Source organism: Rhizobium sp. 05L429 (assembly GCF_056397645.1).
The window spans coordinates 117,617-141,751 of the sequence record NZ_JBFTNV010000014.1; the positions used below are offsets into that span (position 1 = coordinate 117,617).

Consider the following 24,135-nt stretch of genomic DNA (forward strand, 5'->3'; position numbering starts at 1 on the left):
AGGCGTGAATGTGTCAGTGAGCGACCATCAGCTTGCCGATCTCCTGTGCCAGTTGATCCTGGGTGTAGGGCTTTCCGAGCTTGGCGACGTCAAGGTCCAGTCCGGCCGGGAGTTCGGCATATCCTGATGCAATGAGGATCGGCAAGCCGGGGGCTATCGTGCGGGCGGCTTTGGCGAGGTCTCCGCCGGTCATGCCGGGCATGGAATAATCGGTGATCATCAGATCGAAGCCCGCGCCGTTGCCGAGGCACTCGAGAGCTTCTTTCCCCGAATGGGCCTCGACCACTTCATGACCGAGATCGGTGAGCATATCGGCCGAGCTCATGGCGATCAACACGTCGTCGTCGACAAGCAATATGCGCTTCGGCCCCGAGACCCTGTCTGCGTCCACCGGCATGGCGTCCTCAGGTTCGATATGGACGCTGGCCGACGTGGAGACGGGGATCCAGAGTTCGGCCGTAGTGCCCTTGCCGGGCGTACTTTCCAGTTTCAGGTCGCCCTTCAATTGCAGGGCCAGACCATGGATCATGGAGAGCCCGAGGCCCGTTCCCTTTCCGAGCTCCTTTGTCGAAAAGAACGGCTCGATCGCCTTTTGAAGCGTCTCCTTGTCCATGCCGGAACCCTCGTCGGCGACGGTCAGGACGACGTAGCTTCCGGCGGCGAGTTCGTCGGTCGGCGCAATCTGCTCCGCCTGCTTCAGCGCGATGTGGATCGCGCCTCCGTCGGGCATTGCGTCGCGGGCATTGACGGCGAGATTGAGCAGGGCCAGTTCGATCTGGTTGGCGTCGGCCGACACGAGAGGAAGATTATCGGGAACCGTGGTTTCGATCAGGATGGTGGAGCCGACGGAGCGCTTCAGGAGGTCCGTCATGCCGAGTACGAGGGAGCGCATATCGACCGGGTCGATGTGCAGGTCCTGTCGCCGCGCAAAGGCAAGCAGTCTCTGGGTGAGGGAAGCGCCGCGCTTTGCCCCCTGCAGGGCGCCGTCGATCAGGCGAGTGGCCCTGATATCGTTTCCGACATATTTGCGCAACAGTTCGAGATTGCCGAGGACGGCCATCAGGAGATTGTTGAAGTCGTGCGCCACGCCGCCTGTGAGCTGGCCGATCGCCTCCATTTTCTGGGCCTGGCGAAGCTGCTCTTCGGCGCGCTCGCGCTGGGTGACTTCCGCCATCACGTTGGCATGGGCCTGCTCCAGCTCGCGCGTGCGCTCGGCGACCTTTTCCTCCAGTATTTCATTGAGCTGCCGCTGGTGCTCCTCTGCCTTCAGCCGCGCCGTGATGTCGGCGGAGACACCCACCATCTTCATCGCCTTGCCGGAGCGATCCTTGTAGAGCTGCGCGTGGATTTCAGCCCAGTGAACGGAACCATCGCTCCAGATAGTCCGGTATTCGATGGAATAGTCCGCGCCGGTTTCGATGGTCCTGCTCACGGCGGCCTGCATGCGCTTCCGGTCTTCGGGATGAACCGCGCTCAGCAGATCCCTGTAGGTAAATGGGTCTTCGGGACGGCGGCCGAAAATAGCCTTGCAGGTGGACGAGGTCGTCAACGCGTCCGACGCGAGATCGAGCTCCCAGGCGCCGAGCCGCCCGGCTTCGAGCGCCGTCTGCAGCCGGCGCTCGCCTTCATCGAGGGCCTCGATGCGCGTGCGCGCATCGTACTGCCGCCGGCGTCCGCGCATGGCCGAGCGGGCAACGCTGATGAAGGTGGTTGCGTGGAACGGACGTTCGACGAAGCTGACATTGCCAAGGACCTCGGACAGCCTGGCGGCTGCGGGATTGCGCTCGGGACCGCCGCCTCTGTTTGTCAGGATGATGAAGGGCAGGTCGGACCAGCTTGGCTRCTGTTCGATCCAGGCGGAGATGGCGCGCAGATCGGCGGAACGCAACGCTTCCTCAGTGACGACGGCAAAAGCGACGTCGTCATCAAGGGTTTCGACGAAGGAGGATAGATCGGTCGTCGCTTTTGGTTGTACGCCTGCTTCCTGCAGGAGTGACGCTGCAATCTGCGCATCACGCCCGATGGGAGCGAGGATCAGGCCGATGGCATTGCTTTTAGGAATTGTCGCCGTCCTCGTCTGAGGTATGAAGGAGCGGCTGTCTTTCGCCGACGAATGTCGGAACGCCGCGAAGCACGCCCTGGAAACCGGAAAGCGGGCCGCCAAGCTTCAACCCTTCATGGGTGATGCGGAATTCTCTGATCGTGTCTTCATGCATGCCGGTACGCTTCTTGATGACGGAAACGGCGCGGCGCACTTTGCCAAGGGCCTCGAAATAGCGCAGCAGGATCACGCTATCGGCGAGATAGGTGACATCGACGGGTGATTTCATGTCGCCGACGAGGCCATGCTGGGCAACCGTGAGGAAAGTATTGGCGCCCTGGCGGTTCAGGTATTGGAGAAGCTCATGCATATGCAGGATGAGCGCGTTTTCCTCCGGCATCGATGCCTGATAGCCGTTGATGCTGTCGATGACGACGGTTTTGGCATCGTAGCCGGCGACCCGGTCCCTGACGCGTTGCGCAAACTCTCCAGGCGACAGCTCGGCCGCATCCAGTTGCTCGATATGGATCAGCCCGTCGTCGTGCATCTTCTCGAGATCGATGCCCATCGATTTCGTGCGCGAAAACAGCAGCCCAAGCTCTTCATCGAAGATAAAAATGGCCGCCTTTTCGCCGCGCTCGACCGCCGCGACGACGAATTGCAGCGTAAACAGGCTCTTGCCTGTGCCCGCAGGGCCAATCAGCAGCGTATTGGAACCTCGCTCGATCCCGCCGCCAAGCAGATCATCCAACGCCTTGATGCCGCTCGAGAGGGTCGTGCGATCAAATTCGGTCTTGTGCTCGATCGCGCGCAATCGAGGAAACACCGCGACTCCGCCGGTCTTGATAAGGAAGTCGTGGTATCCGCCGCGGAACGTCTGGCCGCGATATTTGAGGACCCRGAGCCGCCGTCGTTCCGAACCGTAATCGGGCGCAAGCTGTTCCAGATGGATCACGCCATGCACGACGCTGTGAACGGTCTTGTCGAGATTGTCTGACGTCATATCATCGAGCAGCAGGACGGTCGCATCCGAGCGTGAGAAGAAATGCTTCAGCGCAAGGATCTGTCGACGATAACGCAGCGAGCTTTGCGCCAGCAGCCGGATTTCCGAAAGGCTGTCGATCACTACTCTCTGCGGTTTTACCCGTTCGAAGGCCTCGAAGATCAGCTTGGTCGTCTCGCCCAGTTCGAGATCCGATGAATAGAGCAGGCTCTGCTGCTGATCGGCATCGAGCAGGCTTTCGGGCGGCACGAGCTCGAAGATTTCTATAGCGTCGCCGAGTTCCATTCCGTGCGAGGCGGCACTGTCGCGCAACTCTTCTTCGCTTTCGGAAAGACTTATATAAAGGCAGCGCTCACCGAGATCGGCGCCTTCAAGCAAAAATTGCAGGGCAATCGTGGTTTTTCCGGTGCCGGGCGAACCTTCCAACAGGAATACATGACGACGTGTAAAACCGCCGAACAATACATCGTCCAGTCCTTCGACTCCGGTCTGTGCCTTCTTGTTCAAAACTTGGTCCATACTGTCTCCTAAATCAGTCAAGGAATTAGGGCAGGAGGTTTGAGGAACAAGACTGCTGATGACGTTAGTGCGAAACGTCATTCGAGCCGGAGTGGGAAGCAACTGACCTTTTCACACCGTCTTCGCCGCTTTATGAACTTCCCATTCGAATGAACGCGTCGGAGAAACAATGAGCAATGATGCCCGCAAAACCATAACCACCTGGTATGTCGATCCCGACGCAKAAGACCGGATGGCGGATGGGCATGCGCCGATCTGGCGACACCTCATCGACATCATCACCGAGCGCGACCTTTCGGAAAAAAGCGTCCTGGATTTCGGCTGCAATCAGGGCGGTCTGCTACGGCACCTCTATGCCATCCGGCCGTTTCGCAAGGCGCTGGGCATTGATATCGCCGAGCAATCAGTCGCCAAGGCCGAAACGCTCAAGGGCAACCTGCCTGTGCAGCATGCGGTCGGCGGAACACTCGACGGATGGGTGGAGGAGTTCGATCTGGCGATCAGCCACGAGGTCATCTATCTCGTCGAGGACATCGATGCACACGCTGCCGATATCTGGAAGTCGCTGAAGCCGGGCGGCGTCTATTATGCGGTGACCGGATGCCATACCGACAATCCACTTTGGCCGAAATGGCGTGAGCTTGTCGCCAAGCGGACGAACACGGTGGTGCAGGATCGCTCGATCACCGACTACGGACGCGCATTTACGAAGGCAGGCTTCCAGGTTTCCGGCAGGAAGCTGGAATATGACGGTTTCATCCCCTTCGTCGAGGATGGCTGGACACCCGATTTTGCCGATGCGCTGGATTATTACACCCAGACCAAGATCGTCTTCCGGCTCGTCAAGCGCCCGGACGGGCAAACCGCGTAAGCTCGACGTCGAAATGCGGCGGCTTGTCGGGATCGACCTCGACGAACCGCCCTTTGACCCGGAACGTTTTTTCGATCAGGCCGCTTTCTGCGAGCGCTCTTGGCTCACCATCGAAACGCAATTCTCCCCGCTCGAGAAGTGAAATGCGGTCGCTGACGGCGATGGCCTGGTTGATGTCGTGGATTGCCATGACGATCGTGACGCCCTTTTCCCGGCTGAGGCGGTGGATGAGATCGAGGATCTCGACCTGATAGCCGATGTCGAGGAAGGAGGTCGGTTCATCGAGGAGCAGGATGCCGGCTTCCTGCGCAAGGGCCGCCGATATCCATGCCCGCTGGCGCTCGCCTCCGGACAATTCCCGCAGCGCCCTGTCCGCCAGGCTCGTAAGGCCGGTACTGTCCAGCGCCCATTCGATGGCTTTTTCGTCCTTGCCGTCATAAGAGCGAAACAGGCCGACATGGGAAAACCGGCCCTGACGCACGAGCTGTGCAATGGTCATTTCGTCAGGGGCCGAGGGTTGCTGCGGCAGGAAGGCAAGCTTCCTGGCGATGGCGCGCCGTGACATCGAAGCGACGGACACATCCTCGATCGCAGCAGATCCTTCCGCCGGTTTGATCAGCCCGGCGAGCGCCTGCAGCGCCGTGCTCTTGCCTGAGCCATTGGGGCCGATCAGCGCACGGATTTCGCCTTTTTCCATGGATAGCCGAAACCCGCTGAGCGCCTTTCGGCGACCATAGAGAACGGATAGTTGCGAACAGCTCAGCGGCATGGGCGATCTCAAGGAACTTTGCGGAGAAGGGCAAGAAGAACGGGCACCCCGAGGAGTGCAGTGACCACGCCGATCGGGATCTCTTCGGCGTGCCCGACGAGGCGGCCAACGAGATCGCCGAGCGTGACGAGAACCGCGCCGAGAACGATCGTCAGGGGAATGACCAGCGGGAAGTGGCGTCCGGCCAGGAAGCGGGCGAGGTGGGGCACGACAAGCCCGATGAAGATGATCGGGCCGACTGCGCCGACCGCGCTTGCCGCAAGGATGCAGGACACCAGAAGCACCAGGGAGAATTGCCTGCGGTAAGAAAGACCGAAGGAGGCGGCGACCGAGGCATCCAGCTGCAGCAGGACCAATGGGCGATAGATGAAGGGCAGGACGGCAAGGCCTGCTATCGTGAACGGCAGGAGAAAGACCGCGTGATCCCAGGTGCGGGCATAGAGACTGCCTGAGAGCCATTCGAGGATGATTTCTATCCGCGCCGAGCCCCAGCCCGCGATCAATCCAATGGCGAGTGCATGCAGAACCGCTCCGATCGCAATGCCGCAGAGGGTGATCCGGAGAGGGCTGAGATCGAGCCGGAAGGCCAGCAGATAAATGATCCCGCCTGCCGCCAGACCGCCTGCCAGGCCTGCCGTCGGCAGCCATGCGATCGGCAGTTCGGCGAGCGTGTTCGAGCCCGGGTTGAAGATATAGACGGTAAACAGCAGGAATATCGTCACCGTCAGCGTCGCACCTTGCGAGACACCCATCAGGGAAGGGTCGGCAAGAGGGTTCCGGGTGATGGTTTGCAGCAGGAGGCCTGCGACGGCGAACTGAATGCCCGCCAATATGCCGGTGACGATCCTCGGCAGGCGGATATCGATGATGATCGAACGGGCTTCCGGGGATCCGTGCCCGGTCAGGGCGGCGACGATATCTGCGGCAGGAATATCCACCACGCCCAGAAAGACCGCGGCGGCAAGAGACAGGACGACGAGCGCAAGGCCTGACGGCAGCAGCCAGGCGGTCGATCGCGTCTGTGTCGGGGACGCCATCGTCATGCGCTGTCCCGCTGGAAGTCGAGGCGGCCGCGCTGGATCAGGTAGACGAAGACCGGCCCGCCAAGGAGCGCGGTAATGATGCCGACCGGCAATTCCTTGGGAATGGCGATCGTTCGGGCAACCAGATCCGCACAGGTGACGATGAATGCTCCTGTTGCCGCCGTGAGAGCGATCTCCCAGACCGCGCCCTGGGGCTTGAGAAGACGAGCGATGTGCGGCGCGGCAAGTCCGACGAAGGCGACCGGGCCGGCCACCGGGGCGACGCCGGCCACGGGACAAATGGCGAGGATCAGCAGAACGGGCTTCCAGACATCGAGCTGCAGGCCCATGGCCGCGGCCGCGTGCTCGCTCAGCGCAAACATTGCGATGACCCGGTGCAGCAACAGTGCTCCGATGACGCCGATGCCGATCCATGGGAGCATATGGATGAGGTGCGACCATGTGCGGCCCTGGAAGCCTCCTGATAACCAGAAGAGAAGGGCGGTCGACTGCGGGCCCGCGAGCAGCAGGACATAGATCGTGATGGCGCCAAGGAAGAGCGAAACGCTGACGCCGCCAAGCGCCAGGTGCAGGGGGCGTCCGTTGCCGCCTCTGGCTACCCAGAAGGTGACCGAAGCAGCAGTGAGCCCGCCGGCGAGGCCAATGAAGGGGTAGTAAGCGGACGAGACCCAGGGCAGGAGAACGAAGCTTCCGACGATCGGCGCGACAGCGCCGGCAGTGACGCCGGTGATGCCGGGATCGGCGAGCGGATTGCGCGTCAACGACTGCAGAAGATAGCCCGACACGGCAAGACCTGCGCCCGCGACGGCCGCCGCAAGGCTGCGCGGCAATCTCAAGGTCCAGACGAGGATCGACTCGATCTTTGCGTCAGGGGCAAAGAGCACGCGCAGCACGGTATCGAAGGAGAGCATCTTAGCGCCCGGCAGCAAGCCCAGCAGGACAATCGACAGTGTCGCGGCGACGACGAACCCAATGGCAACAGAGGATTTGCGAGCGTTCATCGTCGTCGCGATCAATTCGTTATTTCTGTGCTTCGGCCGGAATGATCTTGGCGGCTTCCGCTCGCACGTCCACTGCCGGGAATACCTCCGGATAGAGGTAGTGAGCCGCTTCGCGCAGCACGACCTCGCGGGCGATGGGGCCGTTCGTTTCGACCCACTGGTCGCCGACATAGAAAACCCGGTTGTTCTTCACGGCAGTCAATTCCTGCCAGATCGGGTTGTTTTCATGCGGCCGGTCGGGACCTGAATCGTAGATGAAGAGCACTTCCGGGTCCTTCTCCAGCATGGTTTCCAGGCTGAGATCGATGCCGAACTCACCGCCCGGCGTCATGTTGCCGGCGATATTGTCGCCTCCGATGGCTGCCAGGATCGAGGCGGAGGTATTTTCGGTGTGGAATGCAAACGGTGTTTCACCACCCCACATGATCGCGAAACGCGGATGGACATCCTTCGGGGCCTTGGCGGCATAGTCCGCGAGATGTTCCCGGAATTCCTTGTTCAATTGAACGCCGCGCGCCGGATTGCCGAGGATTTTCGAAAGCTCGGCGATCTCGCGGTCGCTCCCGTCAAGCAGTTCCATATTGTAGGCGACATAGGGGGCGATCTTTTCAAGCTGCGGCGCGTTGCCCACTGTGTAGCGACGGATAGCGACGATCAGGTCGGGCTTTGCTTCGGACAGAAGTTCGAGATTGGGTTTTGCCCGCTGGCCGATCTGCTTCATGCCGGCAGTCAGGCCGAGGAGGAAGTCCGGCTCGCGCCCTTTTGTCATGTATGTGCTGGCCACGGGCTTGATGCCGAGAGCAAGGGCGACATCATCTGCGAAATAGGAAATCGCTGCGATCCGCTTGGGCTGGACGGGAACCTCGACCGTGACGCCGCGGTCGTCGGTTACCGAGAAGGTCTTACCATCCTCGGCGAACACGGGGGCGCTCACCATCACGGACAAGAGGCTGATGAGAGTTGCAAATTTACGGACGTTGGGCACCATTGCGTATCCTCCACAGACTAGGCGAAGTCGCTTTAGGCGTTAAAGAGGAGTTCGGCAATCCACTTTTAATCCGATGCCCACAATTCGTTATTTCCGGTCAGCGTGTGGAAGGCGACGGCGGACGATGCTCGTATGGAACTTCGCACCGTAGAGAAGGCCATCGTCGTTGAAATCGAAGGTCGGGTTGTGCAGGGGCGCGGAGTCTCTGCCATTGCCGAGAAAGACGAAGCAGCCGGGGATGGTATCGAGGAAGCGGGCGAAATCCTCCGATGCCGTCATCGGCTCTTTTCGGATTTCGATGCTGTCGGGCTCGAAGACGTCGCGGGCGGCTGCGAAGGCCTCTTCAGTAAGGGCGGGGTCGTTGAGCAGGGGAACGAATTCCCTGGTGTAGGTGACTTCTACGGAGAGGTTGTAAGTGAGCGCCGTGCCTGCTGCGATCACCCGCATCTGCTTTTCGATTTCGGCGCTGACTTCGGGGTGGAAGCTCCTTGCGTCGCCGAGGATACGGGCGAGGCCGGGCAGGGCATTGCGGGTGCCGTCGGTCAGCAGTTCGGTGACGGAGACGACGCCGACATCTGTCGGGTCGAGGCGGCGGGATACGATGGTCTGCAGGTTCAGGACAAGTGCGCAGGCGGCGACCAGCACTTCGTTTGTCGCGTGCGGGCGGGCGGCGTGGCCGCCGGTGCCGCGCAGGACGATCTCGAAATTATCTTCCGCCGACATGAAGGCGCCGGAGCGGGTCTGGAAATGACCGACGGGGAGGCCCGGCATATTGTGAAGCCCATAGATCTCATCGAAAGGAAAGCGCTCGAAAATGCCGTCCTCGATCATCGCCAGCGCGCCCTTGCCCCATTCTTCGGCGGGCTGAAAGATGAAGCGCACCGTGCCGTCAAAGCCGTTGTCTTCGGCAAGCATCCTGGCGGCGCCGAGCAGCATGGCGGTGTGGCCGTCATGGCCGCAGGCGTGCATGACGCCGGGGTTGCCTGAGGCATAGGGCAGGCTTGATTGTTCCGGAATGCGCAGGGCGTCCATGTCGGCTCTGAGCGCAATCGAGCGGTTGCCGCTGCCGCGCTTCAGCGTGCCGACGACGCCGGTGCCGCCGACACCTTCCGCGACATCGTCGAGCCCGAATTCGCGCAGCTTCCCGGCGACGAAGGCGGAGGTCCGCCTTTCCTCGAAGCCGAATTCCGGGTGGGCGTGGAGATGGCGGCGCCATTGCCGCATGTCGGAGACCAGTCGATCGAGATCCATCGGCTATTCCTCTAGCGTCAACTTGCTCGTCACATCGAGCAGGATGTCGGCGCCGGCGATGATATCATCATCGGCAGTGAATTCCCTGGGGTTGTGGCTGATGCCACCCCGGCTCGGCGCGAAGATCATCGCTGCAGGCGCAATGCGGGCGATCATCTGCGCATCATGGCCGGCGCCTGATGTCATGCGCCGGCAGGGAAGCGCACGCGCCTTGGCTGCCGTTTCGATTTCGGTGACAATGCGCTCGTCGAATGTGACCGGCTCGAAGCGGGCCAGCCGCTCTACCGTAACGGTCACGTCCTCTTCTGCGGAGAGCATTTCGAGGAAGCGGGCAAGGGCTGCCTCTTCCTCTCTCAGCCTCGCCTCGTCGGGATCGCGCAGATCGACGGTGAAGATCGCTTTCGAGGTAATAACCGTTCTCGATGAAATCATCGATCGCTTCGTCAGCGGATTTTCCGCCGATGCCATCGCTGCGCATGCCATGGAAAAGCTCGCCATCGGTGTACATGATCGCGCCTGCATGTTTGCCTTCGGTGATTTCGACGAGGGTGGAGAAGTCGCCGCCGAGGCCGATGACATGTGCGAAGGCGGTGAAGCCGTAGTCGTGGAAATCCATGTCCGGGGCGAGTTCCTCGAGATCGAAATACGGATGCCCGTTGCCGATGCCAAACAGCGTATTGATGTCCGAGAGAACGAAGGCATCGCTCTGCGCCTCTGCGGGCAGCGTGGCGATGGTGGTGTGGGGAATGTGATAGTCGAGGCCGTTTTCCCGCATCAGGAAATCGCGATAGCCTTCGGACAGACTGATCTCGTGGCGCGTTTCGAATGCCGCGAGCCGCGCTTCATCCGCGCCGCCATAGCGGGCTGCGACGAGAGGGGACTTCGCAAATCTGGCGAGCGCGTCAGGGCGCCGGAACGGGATTGTGTTGTCATTGCTCACGATGGGTTTCCTTGTTGCGCGTACGGCGCAGGCATTTAAGGCCGGGGCGGGACAGGTCAATGGCAGGCCGCTTGATTGACCTCTGATGGGATCGGGGCGCTAATGGGCCGGTATCGTCACTGCTTGCAGGCAAGGAGGATGCGATGCTGCTCAAGGCGGAACGAACCTTCGTCGTGCGCGACATGGGAGGGTTCGTCGTGCATATCAACATGCCCGGATGGGTAAAGCCGAAACCTGGGGATCACGGGCATGGGCCGCTGGCGATGGTGGTCGAAACCGTCCTGCATCCGGGCCGGCTGGTTGCCATGCACGAGCACCGCAACGATGAGATCATCTCCTGGGTGCCTGATGGCGTGATGCGCCATGAAGACAGGGCGCGCGGCCGGCTGGTTTGCGACAGCGGGCATCTGATGGTGATGAATGCCGGGCGCAGCTTCTGGCATTCCGAGGAGACGCTGGCCTCCGATCCGCCGTTGCGCATGCTGCAGATCCTGGTGCGACCCGATGCGGTCGATCTCGAACCCKGCATCCAGCATGGGGTGATGCCTGACAGCGCGCCCAATCGCTGGCGGCACCTTGTCKGGCCGGAAGGGGGCGATGCGCCTTTCTTCGTTCGCAACAGGATCGATTTCTTCGACATCCGGCTGGAGGCCGGCGTGCGGGTGGACTTCCCGTTTAAGCAGGGGTGCGACCTCTATTTCTATGTGTTCAGCGGCGCGGTTCGCGCCGGCGGGCAGKCATTTGGTGAAGGCGAGCAAGGGCTGCTGCTGTCCGAGGAGATATTGGCCGCAGAGGCGACGAGCGCCTGCGTGATGGTGGCCTTCCTGCTGGATCCCCGAGCGCCTGTGACGCGGCAGGGGACGATTGCCGACCACAGGAAAATCCCGCCGCCGATCGTGATCCGTCTTCTCAAACGGTGGCAAGGGTTGAAGCGGCTGTGGCGGCCGAGATGAAGGAGAGGGGCTCAGCTCCAATATTTGACAGCATAGACGACGGTCATGGCTGTCCCGGTGACGATGACGAACCAGCGGACCACGCCTGCCGGCAGCACGCGCACAAGATAACCGCCGAGATAGCCGCCTGCGAGCGCACCTGACAGCATCGTTAACGTCTCGGGCCAGTGGACGGCGCCTTCAGCGATGAAGATGACGATGGCGGCCATGCTGACCGAGGTCGCGAGCAGATTTTTCAGCGCCTTGACGCGGCGGATGTCGTTGGGATCGGCAATCGAGAGAACTGCCGTCAGGATGACGCCGAGGCCGGCGCCGAAGAAGCCGCCATAGATCGACGAGAGGCCCAGCACGGAAAGGCCGAGACCGCGCGACGGCTCGGCATCGCCGCGTCTCGCGTCCGCCCAGGCGGCGATGCGGGGCGAGAAGAGGAAGAGCAGGGTGGCGATGCCGATCAGGGCTGGAACGGGGAGAACGAAGAGCCGCTCGGGCAAGGCGAGCAGCAGGAGCGCGCCGACGGCGCCGCCGATGAGGCAGACGACAACGGAAGCACCGAGCTTCCCGTCAAGCGGCAGCACCTTGCGGCGATCGGCGAGGACGGCGAGCAGATGGCCCGGCACGATCGCCACCGCATTCGAGGCATTGGCGGTCACCGGCGGCAGGCCGGCGGCAAGCATGGCGGGGAAAGTGAGCAGCGTGGCGCCGCCGGCGAGCGCATTGATCACCCCGCCGGCTATGCCTGATACAAACAGCAACAGGATGATGCCTGGTGTCATTGGCTTGCCCCATCTCCCCGACGTGTCTTTCGATGCATCAGGTGCCGGTGGGAGGACAAGCCATCGATGGCCTCAAGGTGTTCGCGTCGCGAAATATTCCGGGAAATGGGGCGTGCGATGCGCGGGCAAAGACCGGTTCGCACCTCACCCGTTTGGGCGACTTGCGCAAGGCGGGCGCTCGCGTTGCCATGTGGGAACAGGGCTCGGGTTGGGCATTGTCGATTTTGGGAGGGGAAAATGCACGGTTTTATGCAGCATCCCGGCGTGGCTTGCGGCTGCGGTGGTTGTCCTGATGCAACAGCGGACCAGGGACGGCGCCGCTTCCTGTGCAGCGCGTTGGGAGGTGCTGCGCTGGCGGCTGCCGTCTCATCCGCCGAGCCGGCATCGGCACAGAGCACAATGGCGCCCGATGATGCGCTGAAGGCGATGATGGATGGAAACAGGCGCTTCATCGACGGGCGTCTCCAGTCTCTCAATGAAGACCTTTCCATCCTCAAGGCGAAGACGGCGGAGAAGCAGGAGCCTTTCGCGGCGGTGCTCTCCTGCGCCGATTCACGCGTGCCGGTGGAGTTCGTCTTCGATCAGAGCATCGGCCAGCTCTTCGTGGTGCGTGTCGCGGGCAATATCGCCACGCCCGAGATCATCGCCAGCCTCGAATATGGCGTTGCCGTTCTTGGCGCCCGGCTTCTGATGGTGCTCGGCCACAGCAATTGCGGTGCGGTGAAGGCGACCATCGACGGCAAGGCCGTGCCCGGCCAGATCGGTGCCCTCTATGCGCCGATCTGGCCGGCGGTGAATGCGGCTGGGAACGATCTCGACGCGGCCATCGATGCGAATGCCAGTATGCAGGCAACGCTGATCAGCCGAAGCTCGACCGTCATTGGAGGGGCCACCAGGGAAGGGAAACTCAAGGTCGTCGCGGCGCGCTATGATATCGCCAGCGGTGCGGTGTCGCTGCTTGGTTAACGGGTGCGCTTTCCTGCCGAATGGGATAGGTCTACGCCGATCAGCGCGGAGATCGTCATGTCCGGTGATACCCTTGCCCGTTCATTTGGCCGGGAAGCCTTTGGACTTAGCCCCGAAAACTATCAGTTAGCCCGGCCACCTTATCCGCCGGCGGTGTGGGATCTCCTGCGGCAGCGGGCCGGACTGCGATCCGGTGTCGCGATACTGGAAATCGGAGCGGGAACCGGGCTTGCCACCGAACATCTTCTGGATCACGAGCCGCGCCGGCTTCTGGCCGTCGAGCCGGACGGGAGGCTTGCGGAATTCCTTCGCGCCCGGCTGCATCGCTCCGAGCTGGAGGTGATCGAGCGACCCTTCGAAGAGGTGAACGAGGCGCCGCAATCCTACGATCTGGTGGTCAGCGCGACGGCATTTCATTGGCTTGATGCCGTTCCGGCGCTGCGGCGTATCCATGCGCTGCTTCGCGATGGCGGTGCTGTGGCGCTGATCTGGAACGTCTTTGGCGACAATATCAGGCCCGACCCCTTTCACGAGGCGAGCGCGCATCTCTTTGCCGGGCATCGCCCAAGCCCGTCCGGCGGAGGGACGACGCTGACGCCTCACGGGCTCGATAGCGAGGCCCGGCTCAAGGATTTTGAGGAGGCCTCGTTTCAGTGCGAGCCGCCTGTCATGTTCGAGTGGACGCTGACGCTCGATCCGCCTGCGGTGCGGCGACTTTACGCGACCTATTCGAATGTCGTGGCATTGGAAGCGGAGAAGCGCGATGAGCTGCTGAATGCGTTGGAAGAACTGGCAAGGGCCGATTTTGGCGGTGTCGTCACCAGGAATATGACGACGTCGGTTTTCATCGCGAGGCGGAGGTAGGGCTGAAGCGTCCTCGACTGCAAGGCCGAGGGAAGACAGGCAGGCGCGCTGCTACTCGGTGCCGAGCCTGCCGAATTGGCCGGGCTTGCGCTTGACCGCCACGCGAGGCGGCGTCGCGACGCGGTAGGCGGGAGGGCCGAAACCGCCGCTCGGGATGAATGCAAGAATGAGGAGCGCACCGTAAAAGAACACGGCAATGCCCTGGATCGCGACCGCCGGAAGCGGGATGGCGATGAACTTCGGGAGAAATACCGGCGCGAGAAATGCCCACAGCAGGTATTGTGGCCAACCGATGTCGCGCAGGCGGCTCGACACAATGTAAAGAAGTCCGATGATAGTGACCGCAGTCATCGCGATTGCCGCGAGGATGTAGAGCATTTCGAACGTGGATCGCCGTGCAACGAGGCTTGCCGTTTCCTTGTCGGTCGAGCCGCCGCCCATCATCATCTGCGTGGCGCCTACCACCGTGGTTGCGCGCAGCTTCGCCATCTCCTMTGACGTCGGCCTCCGGCCGGAGGCCGCCATCTTCTTGATCATTTCCTCCTGCCCTTTGAACATCAACGGCATGGGCCTGCCGTTGATGGCTTGGCCATTGGTGTTCTGGCCTGTGACGGTCCTGGCATTGACGGCTTGGCTGGCAGCTGGCGACGAGCCGGCCTTGGCGGGACGTGGAGCCATCAACTKGCGGGCTGCCTCATCCTGCTGGGAGATCATAAAGTGCTCTATCGGATCTTTGGCGAAATCGAAGCCGAACATCATGATGAGCAGGATGGCATAAGCARTTCGCCCCAAGCGGGATTGGCCGAAAATCGTCATTACGCTGAAGCCTTGCAAACGCGAAGATGCGAGGGAATATACCCGTGAGGGTTGAAGAACGATCTAAGGCCGTGATTAAAATCTTATGTACGTCCGTCTTCAACCCATTGCGCTGACTAGCGGGTATGGAAACTCCCGGACAATTCTGGCGCACCGCCGCAGTCCATGATGGCGCGCAGGCTTCGCGTCGGCTCAGATCGCCGGCCCCGGCCGGATGCGGCTGCCGTCGCTGAAGCGCGAGAGCCGGAAGCGGTGGAGATCGTGGCCGGGAGCGTTGCCCTGTATCAGGTCGGAGACCACGCGGCCGATGCCTGGGCCGATGCCGAAGCCGTGGCCGCTCATGCCTGTGGCGACTAAGAGGCCGGTAATGGCCTGCACGCGGTCGACGATCGGCACGATGTCGGGCATGGCGTCGATCATGCCGGCCCAGGTCGTCTTCAGGCGCACGGTTTCGAATTGCGGGAAGAGGCGCTGGAAATTGCGGCTGATCGCATCGAGGCTGGATTGTTCGGGAGCGGGGTTGAGGACGCGCATCCGCTCGAAGGGGCTCTCGGCATCCGCTGTCCAGTTGCGCGGGGTCGACCAGCTGTCCGGGAAGCCTTCGGGGGCTGCGGGCGAATAGCGGGTGCCGAAGGGGTGGGCCATGAGCGCCGGCATATATTTCGTGGCGTGGCGGAATGCGTCCGGGCCGAGATAGAGGCGGTGGCTTGCCGGCGCCAGCGTGTAGCCGCCGTCCTGCCTGCGGCGGAAGGCGACATCGGCTCCGGCTGCGGCACCGGCGTGAATTTCAGCCAGAGGTTCGGTTGCGGCGACGGTGGCGCGGACAGCAAGCTGCGGAATGGAGACGCCGTGGTTTCTGAGGAAAAGCGACGACCAGGCTCCGCCGGCGACGAGTACTGTCGAGGTCTCGATGCGGCCGGCCTCGGTCCATACACCGCTCACTTTGCCGGCCGATATATCGAGGGTTCGCGCCGCGCAGTTTTCGATGATCGTCACGCCGAGCCTTGCGGCGAGCCGGGCAAGCGCGGGGACGGCGAGCCACGGTTCGGCGCGCAGGTCCGAGGGTGTCGTCATCGATCCCGCAAATTTGCGGGACATGCCTTTGAAGAGGGAGGCCGTCTGGCCGCTGTCGAGCAGGCGGGTGTCGAGGTCGTAGGTGTTCGCGAGCTTCATGAAGGTTCCGAAGCCGGCCATCTGCTTGTCGGAGTTGGCGAGATAGGTAACGCCGGTCTCGGTAAGGCCGATATCCTCGCCGCATTCTGCCGCGAGCTCCTTCCACAGGCGGCAGGCCTCGATGACGATGGGCAGCTCGTCGCCATCGCGGCCCTGCTTGCGGATCCAGCCCCAGTTGCGCGAGGATTGCTCTGCGGCGATGCGTCCCTTCTCGATGAGCGTCACGGAGATGTTGCGCTTGGCCAGAAACAGCGCCGTCGTCACACCGATGACGCCGCCGCCGATAATGACGACGTCGGAGGTTTTCGGAAGCGGGCCATGATGCTGGATGGGATCGTTTAAGGAGAAGGGGAAGGCGAGCAAGCTGGGCGTCCTGAAGGGCTGATCGACAGGTGAGATTGCTAGAGACTCTCGGCCGGCAATTCAAGCCGATGTCATCGACGTGCGCGCTTTGCTGACCCCATGATGCGGGTTGCCTCCTGGCCGAATAAGCGAAATTCGTCGCTGACGTTGCCGCAATGCCGGAACGGCAGGTTGCACAACTGGCGGGGGAAGTGCTAGGCGAGCATTTTTGATGGAAAGCGTAATCCCGATGCAGGACGCCCCGTGGCGGCCTCGAGCAGCAGAACCTTGGTTGGACGATGAGCATCAATATTTATGTGATCAATCTGGACCGGTCCACGGATCGGTGGAATGCTCTCTCCGATCAGGCCAGATCCTTGCAGTTCGACCTTGTTCGCATTGCCGGCGTCGATGGGCGAGAGGTTGCCGCGGATCAGCGCGTGGCCTGTGATGAGCGCGCCTTCCAGCGCAACAATGGCCGGACCATGCTGCCGGGCGAATATGGCTGCTACCGAAGCCACCTGAAGGTGCTCTCGGCCTTTCTGGAAACGGGTGAAGCCGCCTGCATCATCGTCGAGGACGATGTCATTTTGTCTGCCGATCTCGTTGCGCGCGCCGAGGCCGCGCTCGCGGCGATTCCCGGCGCCGATGTGATTAAGCTCTTGAATCACCGCACCGTCGGCTTCAGGCCTGTCGCCACCTCGGCGGCGGGCGATGAGATCGGCCGGGCGACGCATGGTCCTCAAGGGTCGGCCGCCTGCTATGCGGTGACGCGGATGGGCGCCCTGAAGCTCCTCAAGCAGATCGCCGTCATGCGGTTTCCCTGGGATATCGAATTGGAGCGGGGCTGGGCATCCCGAGCGCGGATCTATACGACCCGTCGGAATGTGGCCGATGTGAAAGAGGGCGGCTCGAATATCGGCACACGATCCGTCTACAGGGAAACCAAATTTCCCTGGTGGAGGCGGTTGCCGACCTATGCGATCCGCATCGCCGAGACGGTCCGCAGAATCAACTACGCATTGAAAAAATAAAGTGCCGGACCGAAGGTCGGGTGTGAGGCGGCGGCTTTGGTATTGTCCGCACAGTTTGTCTCAAGACTTTTTTTGGCACTTTAGCAGGCTGTTTCATCGCTGTTTCAGTCATGCATAATACTGCCGCAATTTTTTCAGAGCTACTTCAGCAAGTTACCCCAAAAATGGTTGTTCTGTGGCGTAAAAGCTTACGATTCTGTATGCTTAGCCAGTCTTGTCGGTAATGCTTCCGCAATGTAGATCATCGCCAGAAGCTATCGAGCAGTGTTCGGCAAACATCTCAACTCGATCGGCCATCGGTMTGAGGTGTATCTTGAGCGCTCGAAATGATTTCGTGGGTGAGTTGCACCCGCGTACCTATACGGCTGCCGATCCGGTAGCATCTCCCAAGTTGAAAATTCTGCATGTCTTGTTCTCCTCCAGAGTTGCGGGATCGGAACGATACTGCGTTGACCTCGCCAATGGGCAGGCTGCTCTTGGGCACGAGGTGCACGTTGCCGGGCGATACGGCTCGCCGATGGCGGGGTTGCTTTCCGAGAAGGTTATTTTCCACGGATTTTCGATGCCGTTCCTGCGCGGTCTCAGGATCAGGTGGCTGGCTGGGCGAACAGGGATCGAGATCGCCCATGGGCATCTCAGCCATGGCTGCAAGGCGCTTGCCGCAGCGCCCGACAGCGTCGCCCGGATCGCGACCCTGCATGTCGGCTACAAAGCCAAACAGCATGCCCGTCTCGACGGGGTGATCTGCGTCAATGCCGCCCAGTCGACGCGGCTTGGCAAATATGACGGCCAGTCGGCGCTGATTTCCAACTGGCTGCCCGACGTCAAGTCCGCCGAGAGCATCGACCTGCGTGCGCAGTTGAATTTGCCGCGCGAAACACGGCTTGTCGGCAGCGTCGGACGCCTGCATCTCAGCAAGGGATATGACGTGCTGGTGTCGGCCTTCCGGAAGGCGGCACCCGCCAATGCCGCTCTTGTCATCGTCGGCGAGGGGCCGCATCGCGCCGCACTGGAAAAGCTTGCCAAGGGCGACAGCCGTATCCATCTGCTCGGCCATTGCAACAATGTTCCGGGGTTCCTGCGCAATCTCGATCTCTTCGTCTCGCCGTCCCGCGAAGAATCGGCGGGGCTTGCCATTCTCGAAGCCATGCATGAGGGGTTGCCGATCATCGCGACAGCCGCCGAAGGGCCGTCGGAATATCTGCGCGAGCATCCGGTGACGCTGGTCGCACCCGGCTCGATCGAGCAGCTTTCCGAGGCGCTCGGCGATGTGATGCGGGAAGAATCCGTTGTCCGCCTGTCGCGCGTAGGCTACGACTTGGCTCCCTTCTCTCGTTCGGCAGGTATCGCCAATGTTCTCGATTTCTATTCCCGGGTTGCCCGCGGAGCGGCAGTCCAGACTGCACCCGACATCGATCAGCCGCGGTTGATCTATGCGTCTGAAGCCCAAGAGTGATTTCTGGCAGGTCGGCATCGTCCCGGCACCTGCCGAGGCGCTGCTCGATGCCGAGACTTTGGCGGATTGTTCTGATCGTATCACATGGCTGCCCGATCCCGGCCCCTGGCGATATCTCGCAGACCCTTTTGCCGTGAAGCGCGGCGACAGCCTGCACGTCTTCGTGGAGGCCTATGACTACCACACCAAGCATGGCTTCATCGAGCGCCATGAACTGGTGGGGCCGAACCTGCAATGGCGCGGCAAGGCGGTGGCGCTCACCAGGCCTTTTCATCTCTCCTATCCCTTCCTGATCGAGCAGGATGGCGAGGTGCTGATGATGCCGGAAAGCCATAAGGCGGGGGAGGTCGCACTGTACCGTGCCCGCTCGTTTCCCGATGGCTGGGTGCGGGAAACGGTGCTGCTGGCCGGTGTGCCGGCTGCCGAGGCCTGTCTCATCGAGCATCAGGGCAAGTGGTGGATGTTCTACACGCTTGTCGGGGCCGGCGCGCGAGACCAGCGCGAGCTGCATATCGCTTTTGCCGATCGGCTGACCGGCCCGTGGAAAACCCATCCGCAAAATCCGGTTCTGGTGGATCGCTCCGGCGCCCGGCCGGGCGGCACGCCCTTTATCGGTGCTGACGGCCAGATCATCCTGCCGGTTCAGGATTGCAGTGTCAGCTATGGCGGCGGCCTGCGCTTCCTGCGCTTCAGCCTGCTCAGCGAAACGCATGTGACCTGCACGCACCTGCCGGCGCAGTTGACGGGCGATCTCGCCACTGCCGATTACCCCGATGGCCTCCACACATTTTCCGCCTGCGGAGACCTGACGCTGATCGATGTGAAGCGTATCGACAGATCCGTCGGCCGCCATATCGTCAATCTCAAACGCAAGCTGCTGCCGAAGCCAGCCTTGTCCGCAGTGGGGTGATATCGGCCGCTTTTGCCCTCGCAATCTGCGCCGACACAGGCGAAACTGTCCTCGGATTCGATACGGAGGAACGGTCGGGATGCCTTGCCGGCGAGGGCGACAATGGTCTGGAGAGCGGCGATGACGAAACCGATGCTTTCGCTGCAGCTCTTTTCGATGCGCGGCCTTGGAGATCTCGGCACGCAGCTCGAAAAGGCGGCTTCTGCCGGTTATGGCGCGGTCGAGCCGCTCGAGGGGCATCTGCGCGATGTCGATAGCCTGCAGGCCGGGCTTGTCAGGAACGGGCTGGTGGCACCATCGGCCCATGTCGGGCTGGAGGCGCTGCGCAGCGAGCGGCGGCGGTTTGTCGAGGCCTGCCAGCAGTGCGGCATCGGGCAGCTCTTCGTGCCGCATCCGGCGCCATTGGTGGCGAAGGAAACGAAAGCCGCATGGCAGCGGATCGGCCATGAGCTCGGCGCGCTCTCGGAACAGATGAAGGCCGATGGCATCGCGCTCGGCTATCACAACAAGACGGCGGGCTTCGAGCGCACCATCGGCGGGCGCTACGGCTTCGAGCTGATGTTTGAGGCAGCCAGAGGTAGCCCGCTTACCTGGCAGGCGGATATTGCGTGGCTCGCGCGCGCCCAGCCCAATGCCATCGAATGGATCAGGCGTTATGCCGGCGTGCTGGTCTCGGTGCATGTGAAGGATCAGGCGCCCGATGACATGGATCCGGACGAGGACGGCTGGGCAAATGTCGGCTCCGGCGTGCTGCTCTGGCCATCTCTCTGGCGGGCGGCGATGGCGAGCGGCGCCCGGCTTTTCGTCGTCGAGCACGACAATCCGCGACTGCCCTTCGAATTTGCGGCGCGCAGCTATGCCTATCTCAGCCGGTTCCTGACGTAGGATCGCAGGGCTGCCTTTGCCGTTTATCGCGCGAAATGAGGGGGAAGAAGCCGGCAGGGTGCGATCACACTCCCTGCTATGCCTTTAGATATGGCGCAGGGGGGACTTGCGGCAAGACCCAGGTCGAGGCGTAGAACGCGTATCCTGATCAACAGCATCGGGAGAAGAGCATGCGTGTATTGCTTTCCACATACGGGTCGCGGGGCGATGTGCAGCCGCTGGCGGCGCTGGCAGTGGCTTTGAGGACAACAGGCGCAGACGCGATCGTGTGTGCGCCGCMGGATGCGGAATTTGCAGCCTTGCTGGAGCGCTTCGGCGTGCCGCTGGCGCCGGCCAATGCGCCGGTGCGACAGTGGGTCAGCGAGGTGATGAAGAGGAGCGCGGCGGGCAACACGCGGGAGCGTTCCGCCGAAGGCATTTCCGAACGGGCGGCCGCGATCATGGCAGCACAGGTCGAAGCCCTCTCGGCGGCGGCGGAAGGCTGCGATCTGATTGTCGCTGCAGGCCTGTTTCCTTCGATGGCGGCGGCGCGGCTGGTGGCTGACCGGGCTGGCATCCGCTATTTCGGCGCCGCCTTCTGCCCGATTTTCCTGCCATCGGAGCATCATAAGCCGCATGCTTTTCCGGGCCGGCCGCATCCGCCTGGGGTGACGGATGTCAGGGCGCTCTGGGATTACGATATCGAAACCAAGAATGTGATGTTCGGTGGGGCCTTCAATCGTCTGCGCGCCTCGATGGGCCTTTATCCGGTTAAGAATGTCCGCGATCCCGTCCTGACCAGACGGCCCTTGCTTGCCGCCGACCCGGTGCTCGGGCCTTTGCTCAAGACGGATCTGGTCGATGCGGTGCAGACGGGCGCGTGGATGCTTGATGACGACCGGCCGCTGCCATCGGCACTGGAAGCCTTTCTCGATGCCGGCGAGCCACCCGTCTATGTCGGTTTCGGCAGCATGCCGATGCATGCGTTAAGGGATGCCGCCAGCCTGATCGTTGCTGCTATCCGTCAGCAGGGGCGGCGGGCGGTGCTGTCGCAAGGCTGGGCCGGCCTGGTGTCCGATGATGGCGGAAGCGATTGTTTCGTCGTCGACGAGGCCAATCATCAGGCGCTCTTTCCGCGGGTTGCGGCCATCGTCCATCATGGCGGGGCAGGCACGACGGCAGCGGCGGCCCGAGCCGGCGTGCCGCAGGTCGTCGTGGCGCAGATAGCCGATCAGCCCTACTGGGCATCCCGCGTTGCAGCGCTCGGCATCGGCGTGGCGCATGAGGGGGCAACGCCGACGCTTCAGAGTTTTTCCAGTGCACTTTCAGCAGCGCTGCAGCCGGAAATGCGCCAGCGCGCCTCGGCCCTTGCCCCTGAGATTCGCACCGACGGGGCAATGGTGGCGGCGCGGCTGTTGCTTGCGGAGGCCGGCACGTAGAGCGGGGATCGCAGTCAATCGCGCGGCAGCCTGCCGAGCAGCAGCTGGTTTCCCGAGCGATTGCCGCAGCCGTTGCATTTCAGGCGAGGACCGATCCTGGCAAGGGTTATATCCTTGCCGGAACGGTAGGCGAGCTCGCGCCGGTCGATCATCGTTTCGTGCTGGCAGGCCGGGCATCGCGCGTGGATGACATACCATTGCGGCAGGGTGGAGAGCGTCTCCCTGTCGATCTCGACCACCTCGTGGCCGGCGACGAGATCGACGCTGCGGCGGTGTTTCATCTGCGTTCAAAAAGAGGGCGGTCGAAAGATGGCCGCCAGCCGCGCACCATGCCCCTGCTTATCGCGCCCTCGGCCAGAGCAAGCTGGCTGCGCAGGTGGCGGCAGTCCTGCAGAAGCGTGGCGATGGCCGCCTTGGCATCCTCGTCGTGCCAGGAGAGAACGGCCTCGACCTCCCAGCTCAGGTCTTCGTTTTCAGTCACATCACTATCAGTTTTGGGAGCCAATTGCGGACGCATCTTCTCATTCTCCTTGCAGAGCATTTCAGTTTCATATTGTCGGGATGGCGGCCGAGACGCCAAGGATGTTCTTATTATGTTCTCATTTCGGTGGGAGTCAAGGGCGGCGATCGAGCCCTGAGCGCGGGGAGGAGCATCGGCTCGGGCGCCGTTTGCGGATATCACGGGATTGGGGCAGGATACGCTATCTGAACAAGCAGGATGGAACGGTGCGCTGATGCTGATCGGCTCATGTCATTGCGGCAAGGCGGGCTGGACGCTGGAAGGCGATCCGGGCTCGATCACCGCATGCAACTGCACGCTCTGCCGGCGTTATGGGGCGCTCTGGGCCTATGATTACGAGCGCGGGCGTATCTCCATGAAGGGCGAGACCGGCTCCTATACGCGGACCGGCCCGGAGACGTCGTCGCTGGAAATATTGTTCTGCCCGACCTGCGCCTGTGTTTTGAGCTGGCGTGGCCTGAGGCTCAACAAGGATGGGCGCCGGCGCATGGCGGTCAACTTGCGGCTCGCGCCGCCGGACCGCGTTTCCGACCTGCCGATCGATCATTTCGACGGGCTGGAGACGTTCGAGGACCTTCCTTCCAAGGGGCGGTGCGTGCGCGACCTCTGGTTCTGACGGGATAGTCCGCAAATGCGGGAAGCCACGACTTACCATGACGAAGGTCACAACCAGTCGCACTTACGAAAGCCTGTCGCAATCTTTCAGATTGATCGCAGATCTGCCGCACAGTTGAGCGACATGCTTGAGCGCCGCAGCCGTTTTCCCCATCTCAGGAAGGGCGGGGTGATCTCGTTGTCGTTCGTCGCTTATGTCAGCGTGATGAGCCCGGCACCCAGGACAACCGTGATCAGCGCAACCCAGGGCCAACCCATCGGCCGCCGTTGCTGCGGCCGCTTGCCCTGAAAGCCAAACTCGCGACGATCTTCCACGAATCTGGAAAAGACATCGTCGTCTTCTACATGTGCCATCAAACCCTCCCGACCGATGTGGCGAGCCGAAGCGTTGCGTGATGTGCAAGCCCGCGCCACAAGGTCACCGGAATGCTACCTCGTGAACCGGCGATGGCAATTCATTCAATAGTTGTAACCCGATGACCCTATCATCATCCGATGGGCAAACGGCCGCTGCCGGCCGACAGGTTCGGTCGGCGGCGGATACACGTCCGCCTGCATTCTTGACAGTCCCTGGCACCATTACTGAGGAAGAACGACGGTGACCTCGGTGTCGATCCTGGTTGATGTAACCGTTATGAGCCCGGCGCCCAAAACAACCGCGACAACCGCAAGAAACTGCCAGTTTATCGACCGCCGTCGCTGCGGCGGCCGGTCGCCCCGAAAGCCGAGCTCGCGGCGCTCCTCCACGAATCTGGAAAAGACTTCATCTTCATCCCAACGTGTCATCATACCCCTCCCGAGCCGCGACCACCTTAGAGCATTCTAATATGCATACTAAAAGAGATATGACGCCAGGGCTTTAGTCCGGAGTGGTTAACGATCAGATCTTTACGGCTATTTCTCCCTCATCCGATAGGAGWAGCCGCCGCGGCCAGCCAAAGCCTGTCGGCCGGACATGACAGAAAAGATGGGCGCCGGCACAGG

At 62.0% G+C, this 24,135-nt stretch carries 24 protein-coding genes and 1 pseudogene; 11 read left to right on the forward strand and 14 right to left on the reverse strand.

What is annotated here, in order from left to right; all coding sequences use genetic code 11:
- Positions 1-13: 13 nt before the first annotated feature.
- The gene (locus AC1DNW_RS16985) at positions 14-2,086 is read right to left on the reverse strand and encodes an ATP-binding protein (RefSeq protein ID WP_477853745.1); all 2,073 of its coding nucleotides are present in this window, start codon (positions 2,084-2,086) and stop codon (positions 14-16) included.
- Entirely contained in the window at positions 2,055-3,563 is a 1,509-nt protein-coding gene (locus AC1DNW_RS16990) for an ATPase domain-containing protein (protein WP_477853717.1), read from the reverse strand. Before AC1DNW_RS16990 ends, AC1DNW_RS16985 begins: the two co-directional genes overlap by 32 nt.
- Before the next feature lie 169 nt (positions 3,564-3,732).
- Between AC1DNW_RS16990 and AC1DNW_RS16995 the strand changes: the two genes are divergently transcribed.
- On the forward strand, positions 3,733-4,434 hold the full coding sequence (locus AC1DNW_RS16995) for a class I SAM-dependent methyltransferase (protein ID WP_477853719.1): 702 nt from the start codon (positions 3,733-3,735) through the stop codon (positions 4,432-4,434).
- On the opposite strand, the gene AC1DNW_RS17000 is transcribed toward AC1DNW_RS16995, so the two are convergent.
- The 6 genes and pseudogenes from AC1DNW_RS17000 to AC1DNW_RS17025 form a co-directional block, all read right to left on the reverse strand.
- Positions 4,406-5,203, reverse strand: a complete 798-nt coding sequence (locus AC1DNW_RS17000) for an ABC transporter ATP-binding protein (protein WP_113311067.1) — start codon at positions 5,201-5,203, stop codon at positions 4,406-4,408. The genes AC1DNW_RS16995 and AC1DNW_RS17000 overlap by 29 nt on opposite strands.
- 8 nt (positions 5,204-5,211) lie before the next feature.
- Entirely contained in the window at positions 5,212-6,246 is a 1,035-nt protein-coding gene (locus tag AC1DNW_RS17005) for an iron ABC transporter permease (RefSeq protein ID WP_113311066.1), read from the reverse strand.
- Positions 6,243-7,247: an iron ABC transporter permease gene (locus AC1DNW_RS17010; protein WP_113311172.1), complete on the reverse strand. Its 1,005-nt coding sequence runs from the start codon at positions 7,245-7,247 to the stop codon at positions 6,243-6,245. Before AC1DNW_RS17010 ends, AC1DNW_RS17005 begins: the two co-directional genes overlap by 4 nt.
- A 19-nt stretch (positions 7,248-7,266) precedes the next feature.
- On the reverse strand, positions 7,267-8,184 hold the full coding sequence (locus tag AC1DNW_RS17015; RefSeq protein WP_477853747.1) for an ABC transporter substrate-binding protein: 918 nt from the start codon (positions 8,182-8,184) through the stop codon (positions 7,267-7,269).
- Between the two features lie 138 nt (positions 8,185-8,322).
- Positions 8,323-9,486 carry a M20 aminoacylase family protein gene (locus AC1DNW_RS17020; RefSeq protein WP_113311064.1) on the reverse strand — a complete coding sequence of 388 codons (1,164 nt, stop codon included), beginning with the start codon at positions 9,484-9,486 and terminating at the stop codon, positions 8,323-8,325.
- 3 nt (positions 9,487-9,489) lie between these two features.
- Positions 9,490-9,990 (reverse strand): annotated as a pseudogene (locus AC1DNW_RS17025) (M20/M25/M40 family metallo-hydrolase); the annotation flags it as partial.
- On the opposite strand from AC1DNW_RS17025, the gene AC1DNW_RS17030 reads away from it, so the two are divergent.
- Positions 9,968-10,465 carry a hypothetical protein gene (locus tag AC1DNW_RS17030; protein WP_477853750.1) on the forward strand — a complete coding sequence of 166 codons (498 nt, stop codon included), beginning with the start codon at positions 9,968-9,970 and terminating at the stop codon, positions 10,463-10,465. The pseudogene AC1DNW_RS17025 and the gene AC1DNW_RS17030 overlap by 23 nt on opposite strands.
- A gap of 104 nt (positions 10,466-10,569) precedes the next feature.
- Positions 10,570-11,379, forward strand: coding sequence for a pirin family protein (locus AC1DNW_RS17035; protein ID WP_477853722.1), 810 nt, complete (start codon positions 10,570-10,572; stop codon positions 11,377-11,379).
- 11 nt (positions 11,380-11,390) lie between these two features.
- On the opposite strand, the gene AC1DNW_RS17040 is transcribed toward AC1DNW_RS17035, so the two are convergent.
- Positions 11,391-12,152, reverse strand: a complete 762-nt coding sequence (locus AC1DNW_RS17040; RefSeq protein ID WP_477853724.1) for a sulfite exporter TauE/SafE family protein — start codon at positions 12,150-12,152, stop codon at positions 11,391-11,393.
- Positions 12,153-12,389: 237 nt separating this feature from the next.
- On the opposite strand from AC1DNW_RS17040, the gene AC1DNW_RS17045 reads away from it, so the two are divergent.
- On the forward strand, positions 12,390-13,118 hold the full coding sequence (locus tag AC1DNW_RS17045) for a carbonic anhydrase (RefSeq protein WP_113311061.1): 729 nt from the start codon (positions 12,390-12,392) through the stop codon (positions 13,116-13,118).
- A gap of 57 nt (positions 13,119-13,175) precedes the next feature.
- A complete protein-coding gene (locus tag AC1DNW_RS17050) occupies positions 13,176-13,982 on the forward strand; it encodes a class I SAM-dependent methyltransferase (protein ID WP_113311060.1) in 807 nt (268 codons plus the stop codon).
- A gap of 51 nt (positions 13,983-14,033) precedes the next feature.
- Here the strand turns inward: AC1DNW_RS17050 and AC1DNW_RS17055 are convergent, their stop codons facing one another.
- Together AC1DNW_RS17055 and AC1DNW_RS17060 are read right to left on the reverse strand one after the other, a co-directional pair.
- Positions 14,034-14,798: a hypothetical protein gene (locus AC1DNW_RS17055; protein WP_477853727.1), complete on the reverse strand. Its 765-nt coding sequence runs from the start codon at positions 14,796-14,798 to the stop codon at positions 14,034-14,036.
- Between the two features lie 192 nt (positions 14,799-14,990).
- Positions 14,991-16,334 carry an NAD(P)/FAD-dependent oxidoreductase gene (locus AC1DNW_RS17060; RefSeq protein WP_113311058.1) on the reverse strand — a complete coding sequence of 448 codons (1,344 nt, stop codon included), beginning with the start codon at positions 16,332-16,334 and terminating at the stop codon, positions 14,991-14,993.
- A 278-nt stretch (positions 16,335-16,612) separates the two neighbouring features.
- Here AC1DNW_RS17060 and AC1DNW_RS17065 point away from each other — a divergent pair, with 278 nt between their 5' ends.
- From AC1DNW_RS17065 to AC1DNW_RS17085, 5 genes are all read left to right on the forward strand, one after another.
- A complete protein-coding gene (locus AC1DNW_RS17065) occupies positions 16,613-17,347 on the forward strand; it encodes a glycosyltransferase family 25 protein (protein WP_113299378.1) in 735 nt (244 codons plus the stop codon).
- A 313-nt stretch (positions 17,348-17,660) separates the two neighbouring features.
- Positions 17,661-18,803 carry a glycosyltransferase gene (locus AC1DNW_RS17070; protein ID WP_477853729.1) on the forward strand — a complete coding sequence of 381 codons (1,143 nt, stop codon included), beginning with the start codon at positions 17,661-17,663 and terminating at the stop codon, positions 18,801-18,803.
- A complete protein-coding gene (locus AC1DNW_RS17075) occupies positions 18,781-19,713 on the forward strand; it encodes a glucosamine inositolphosphorylceramide transferase family protein (RefSeq protein WP_113311057.1) in 933 nt (310 codons plus the stop codon). The genes AC1DNW_RS17070 and AC1DNW_RS17075 overlap by 23 nt, the downstream gene beginning before the upstream one ends.
- 120 nt (positions 19,714-19,833) lie before the next feature.
- On the forward strand, positions 19,834-20,598 hold the full coding sequence (locus AC1DNW_RS17080; RefSeq protein WP_113311056.1) for a sugar phosphate isomerase/epimerase family protein: 765 nt from the start codon (positions 19,834-19,836) through the stop codon (positions 20,596-20,598).
- Between the two features lie 170 nt (positions 20,599-20,768).
- A complete protein-coding gene (locus AC1DNW_RS17085; RefSeq protein ID WP_477853731.1) occupies positions 20,769-22,016 on the forward strand; it encodes a glycosyltransferase in 1,248 nt (415 codons plus the stop codon).
- A 14-nt stretch (positions 22,017-22,030) separates the two neighbouring features.
- Here the strand turns inward: AC1DNW_RS17085 and AC1DNW_RS17090 are convergent, their stop codons facing one another.
- Together AC1DNW_RS17090 and AC1DNW_RS17095 are read right to left on the reverse strand one after the other, a co-directional pair.
- A complete protein-coding gene (locus tag AC1DNW_RS17090) occupies positions 22,031-22,297 on the reverse strand; it encodes a hypothetical protein (protein ID WP_113311054.1) in 267 nt (88 codons plus the stop codon).
- Positions 22,294-22,533 carry a hypothetical protein gene (locus tag AC1DNW_RS17095; RefSeq protein WP_113299376.1) on the reverse strand — a complete coding sequence of 80 codons (240 nt, stop codon included), beginning with the start codon at positions 22,531-22,533 and terminating at the stop codon, positions 22,294-22,296. The genes AC1DNW_RS17090 and AC1DNW_RS17095 overlap by 4 nt, the downstream gene beginning before the upstream one ends.
- A 217-nt stretch (positions 22,534-22,750) precedes the next feature.
- Between AC1DNW_RS17095 and AC1DNW_RS17100 the strand changes: the two genes are divergently transcribed.
- Positions 22,751-23,152: a GFA family protein gene (locus AC1DNW_RS17100; RefSeq protein ID WP_477853734.1), complete on the forward strand. Its 402-nt coding sequence runs from the start codon at positions 22,751-22,753 to the stop codon at positions 23,150-23,152.
- Positions 23,153-23,343: 191 nt separating this feature from the next.
- Here the strand turns inward: AC1DNW_RS17100 and AC1DNW_RS17105 are convergent, their stop codons facing one another.
- Positions 23,344-23,505 (reverse strand): RagB/SusD family nutrient uptake outer membrane protein, encoded by a 162-nt coding sequence (locus AC1DNW_RS17105; RefSeq protein ID WP_162747189.1) that lies wholly within the window; start codon positions 23,503-23,505, stop codon positions 23,344-23,346.
- Between the last annotated feature and the right edge of the window lie 630 nt (positions 23,506-24,135).

What these genes read in the sequence shown, in the direction of transcription:
- AC1DNW_RS17045 (WP_113311061.1), top strand. Translation starts at nt 12,390, where the DNA reads ATGCACGGTTTTATGCAGCATCCCGGCGTGGCTTGCGGCTGCGGTGGT.
- AC1DNW_RS17000 (WP_113311067.1), bottom strand. Translation starts at nt 5,203, where the DNA reads ATGCCGCTGAGCTGTTCGCAACTATCCGTTCTCTATGGTCGCCGAAAG.
- AC1DNW_RS17090 (WP_113311054.1), bottom strand. Translation starts at nt 22,297, where the DNA reads ATGAAACACCGCCGCAGCGTCGATCTCGTCGCCGGCCACGAGGTGGTC.
- AC1DNW_RS17030 (WP_477853750.1), top strand. Translation starts at nt 9,968, where the DNA reads ATGGAAAAGCTCGCCATCGGTGTACATGATCGCGCCTGCATGTTTGCC.
- AC1DNW_RS17015 (WP_477853747.1), bottom strand. Translation starts at nt 8,184, where the DNA reads ATGGTGAGCGCCCCCGTGTTCGCCGAGGATGGTAAGACCTTCTCGGTA.
- AC1DNW_RS17010 (WP_113311172.1), bottom strand. Translation starts at nt 7,247, where the DNA reads ATGAACGCTCGCAAATCCTCTGTTGCCATTGGGTTCGTCGTCGCCGCG.
- AC1DNW_RS17105 (WP_162747189.1), bottom strand. Translation starts at nt 23,505, where the DNA reads ATGGCACATGTAGAAGACGACGATGTCTTTTCCAGATTCGTGGAAGAT.
- AC1DNW_RS17050 (WP_113311060.1), top strand. Translation starts at nt 13,176, where the DNA reads ATGTCCGGTGATACCCTTGCCCGTTCATTTGGCCGGGAAGCCTTTGGA.
- AC1DNW_RS17100 (WP_477853734.1), top strand. Translation starts at nt 22,751, where the DNA reads ATGCTGATCGGCTCATGTCATTGCGGCAAGGCGGGCTGGACGCTGGAA.
- AC1DNW_RS17095 (WP_113299376.1), bottom strand. Translation starts at nt 22,533, where the DNA reads ATGCGTCCGCAATTGGCTCCCAAAACTGATAGTGATGTGACTGAAAAC.
- AC1DNW_RS17020 (WP_113311064.1), bottom strand. Translation starts at nt 9,486, where the DNA reads ATGGATCTCGATCGACTGGTCTCCGACATGCGGCAATGGCGCCGCCAT.
- AC1DNW_RS17005 (WP_113311066.1), bottom strand. Translation starts at nt 6,246, where the DNA reads ATGACGATGGCGTCCCCGACACAGACGCGATCGACCGCCTGGCTGCTG.
- AC1DNW_RS17080 (WP_113311056.1), top strand. Translation starts at nt 19,834, where the DNA reads ATGACGAAACCGATGCTTTCGCTGCAGCTCTTTTCGATGCGCGGCCTT.
- AC1DNW_RS17075 (WP_113311057.1), top strand. Translation starts at nt 18,781, where the DNA reads ATGCGTCTGAAGCCCAAGAGTGATTTCTGGCAGGTCGGCATCGTCCCG.
- AC1DNW_RS17040 (WP_477853724.1), bottom strand. Translation starts at nt 12,152, where the DNA reads ATGACACCAGGCATCATCCTGTTGCTGTTTGTATCAGGCATAGCCGGC.
- AC1DNW_RS17065 (WP_113299378.1), top strand. Translation starts at nt 16,613, where the DNA reads ATGAGCATCAATATTTATGTGATCAATCTGGACCGGTCCACGGATCGG.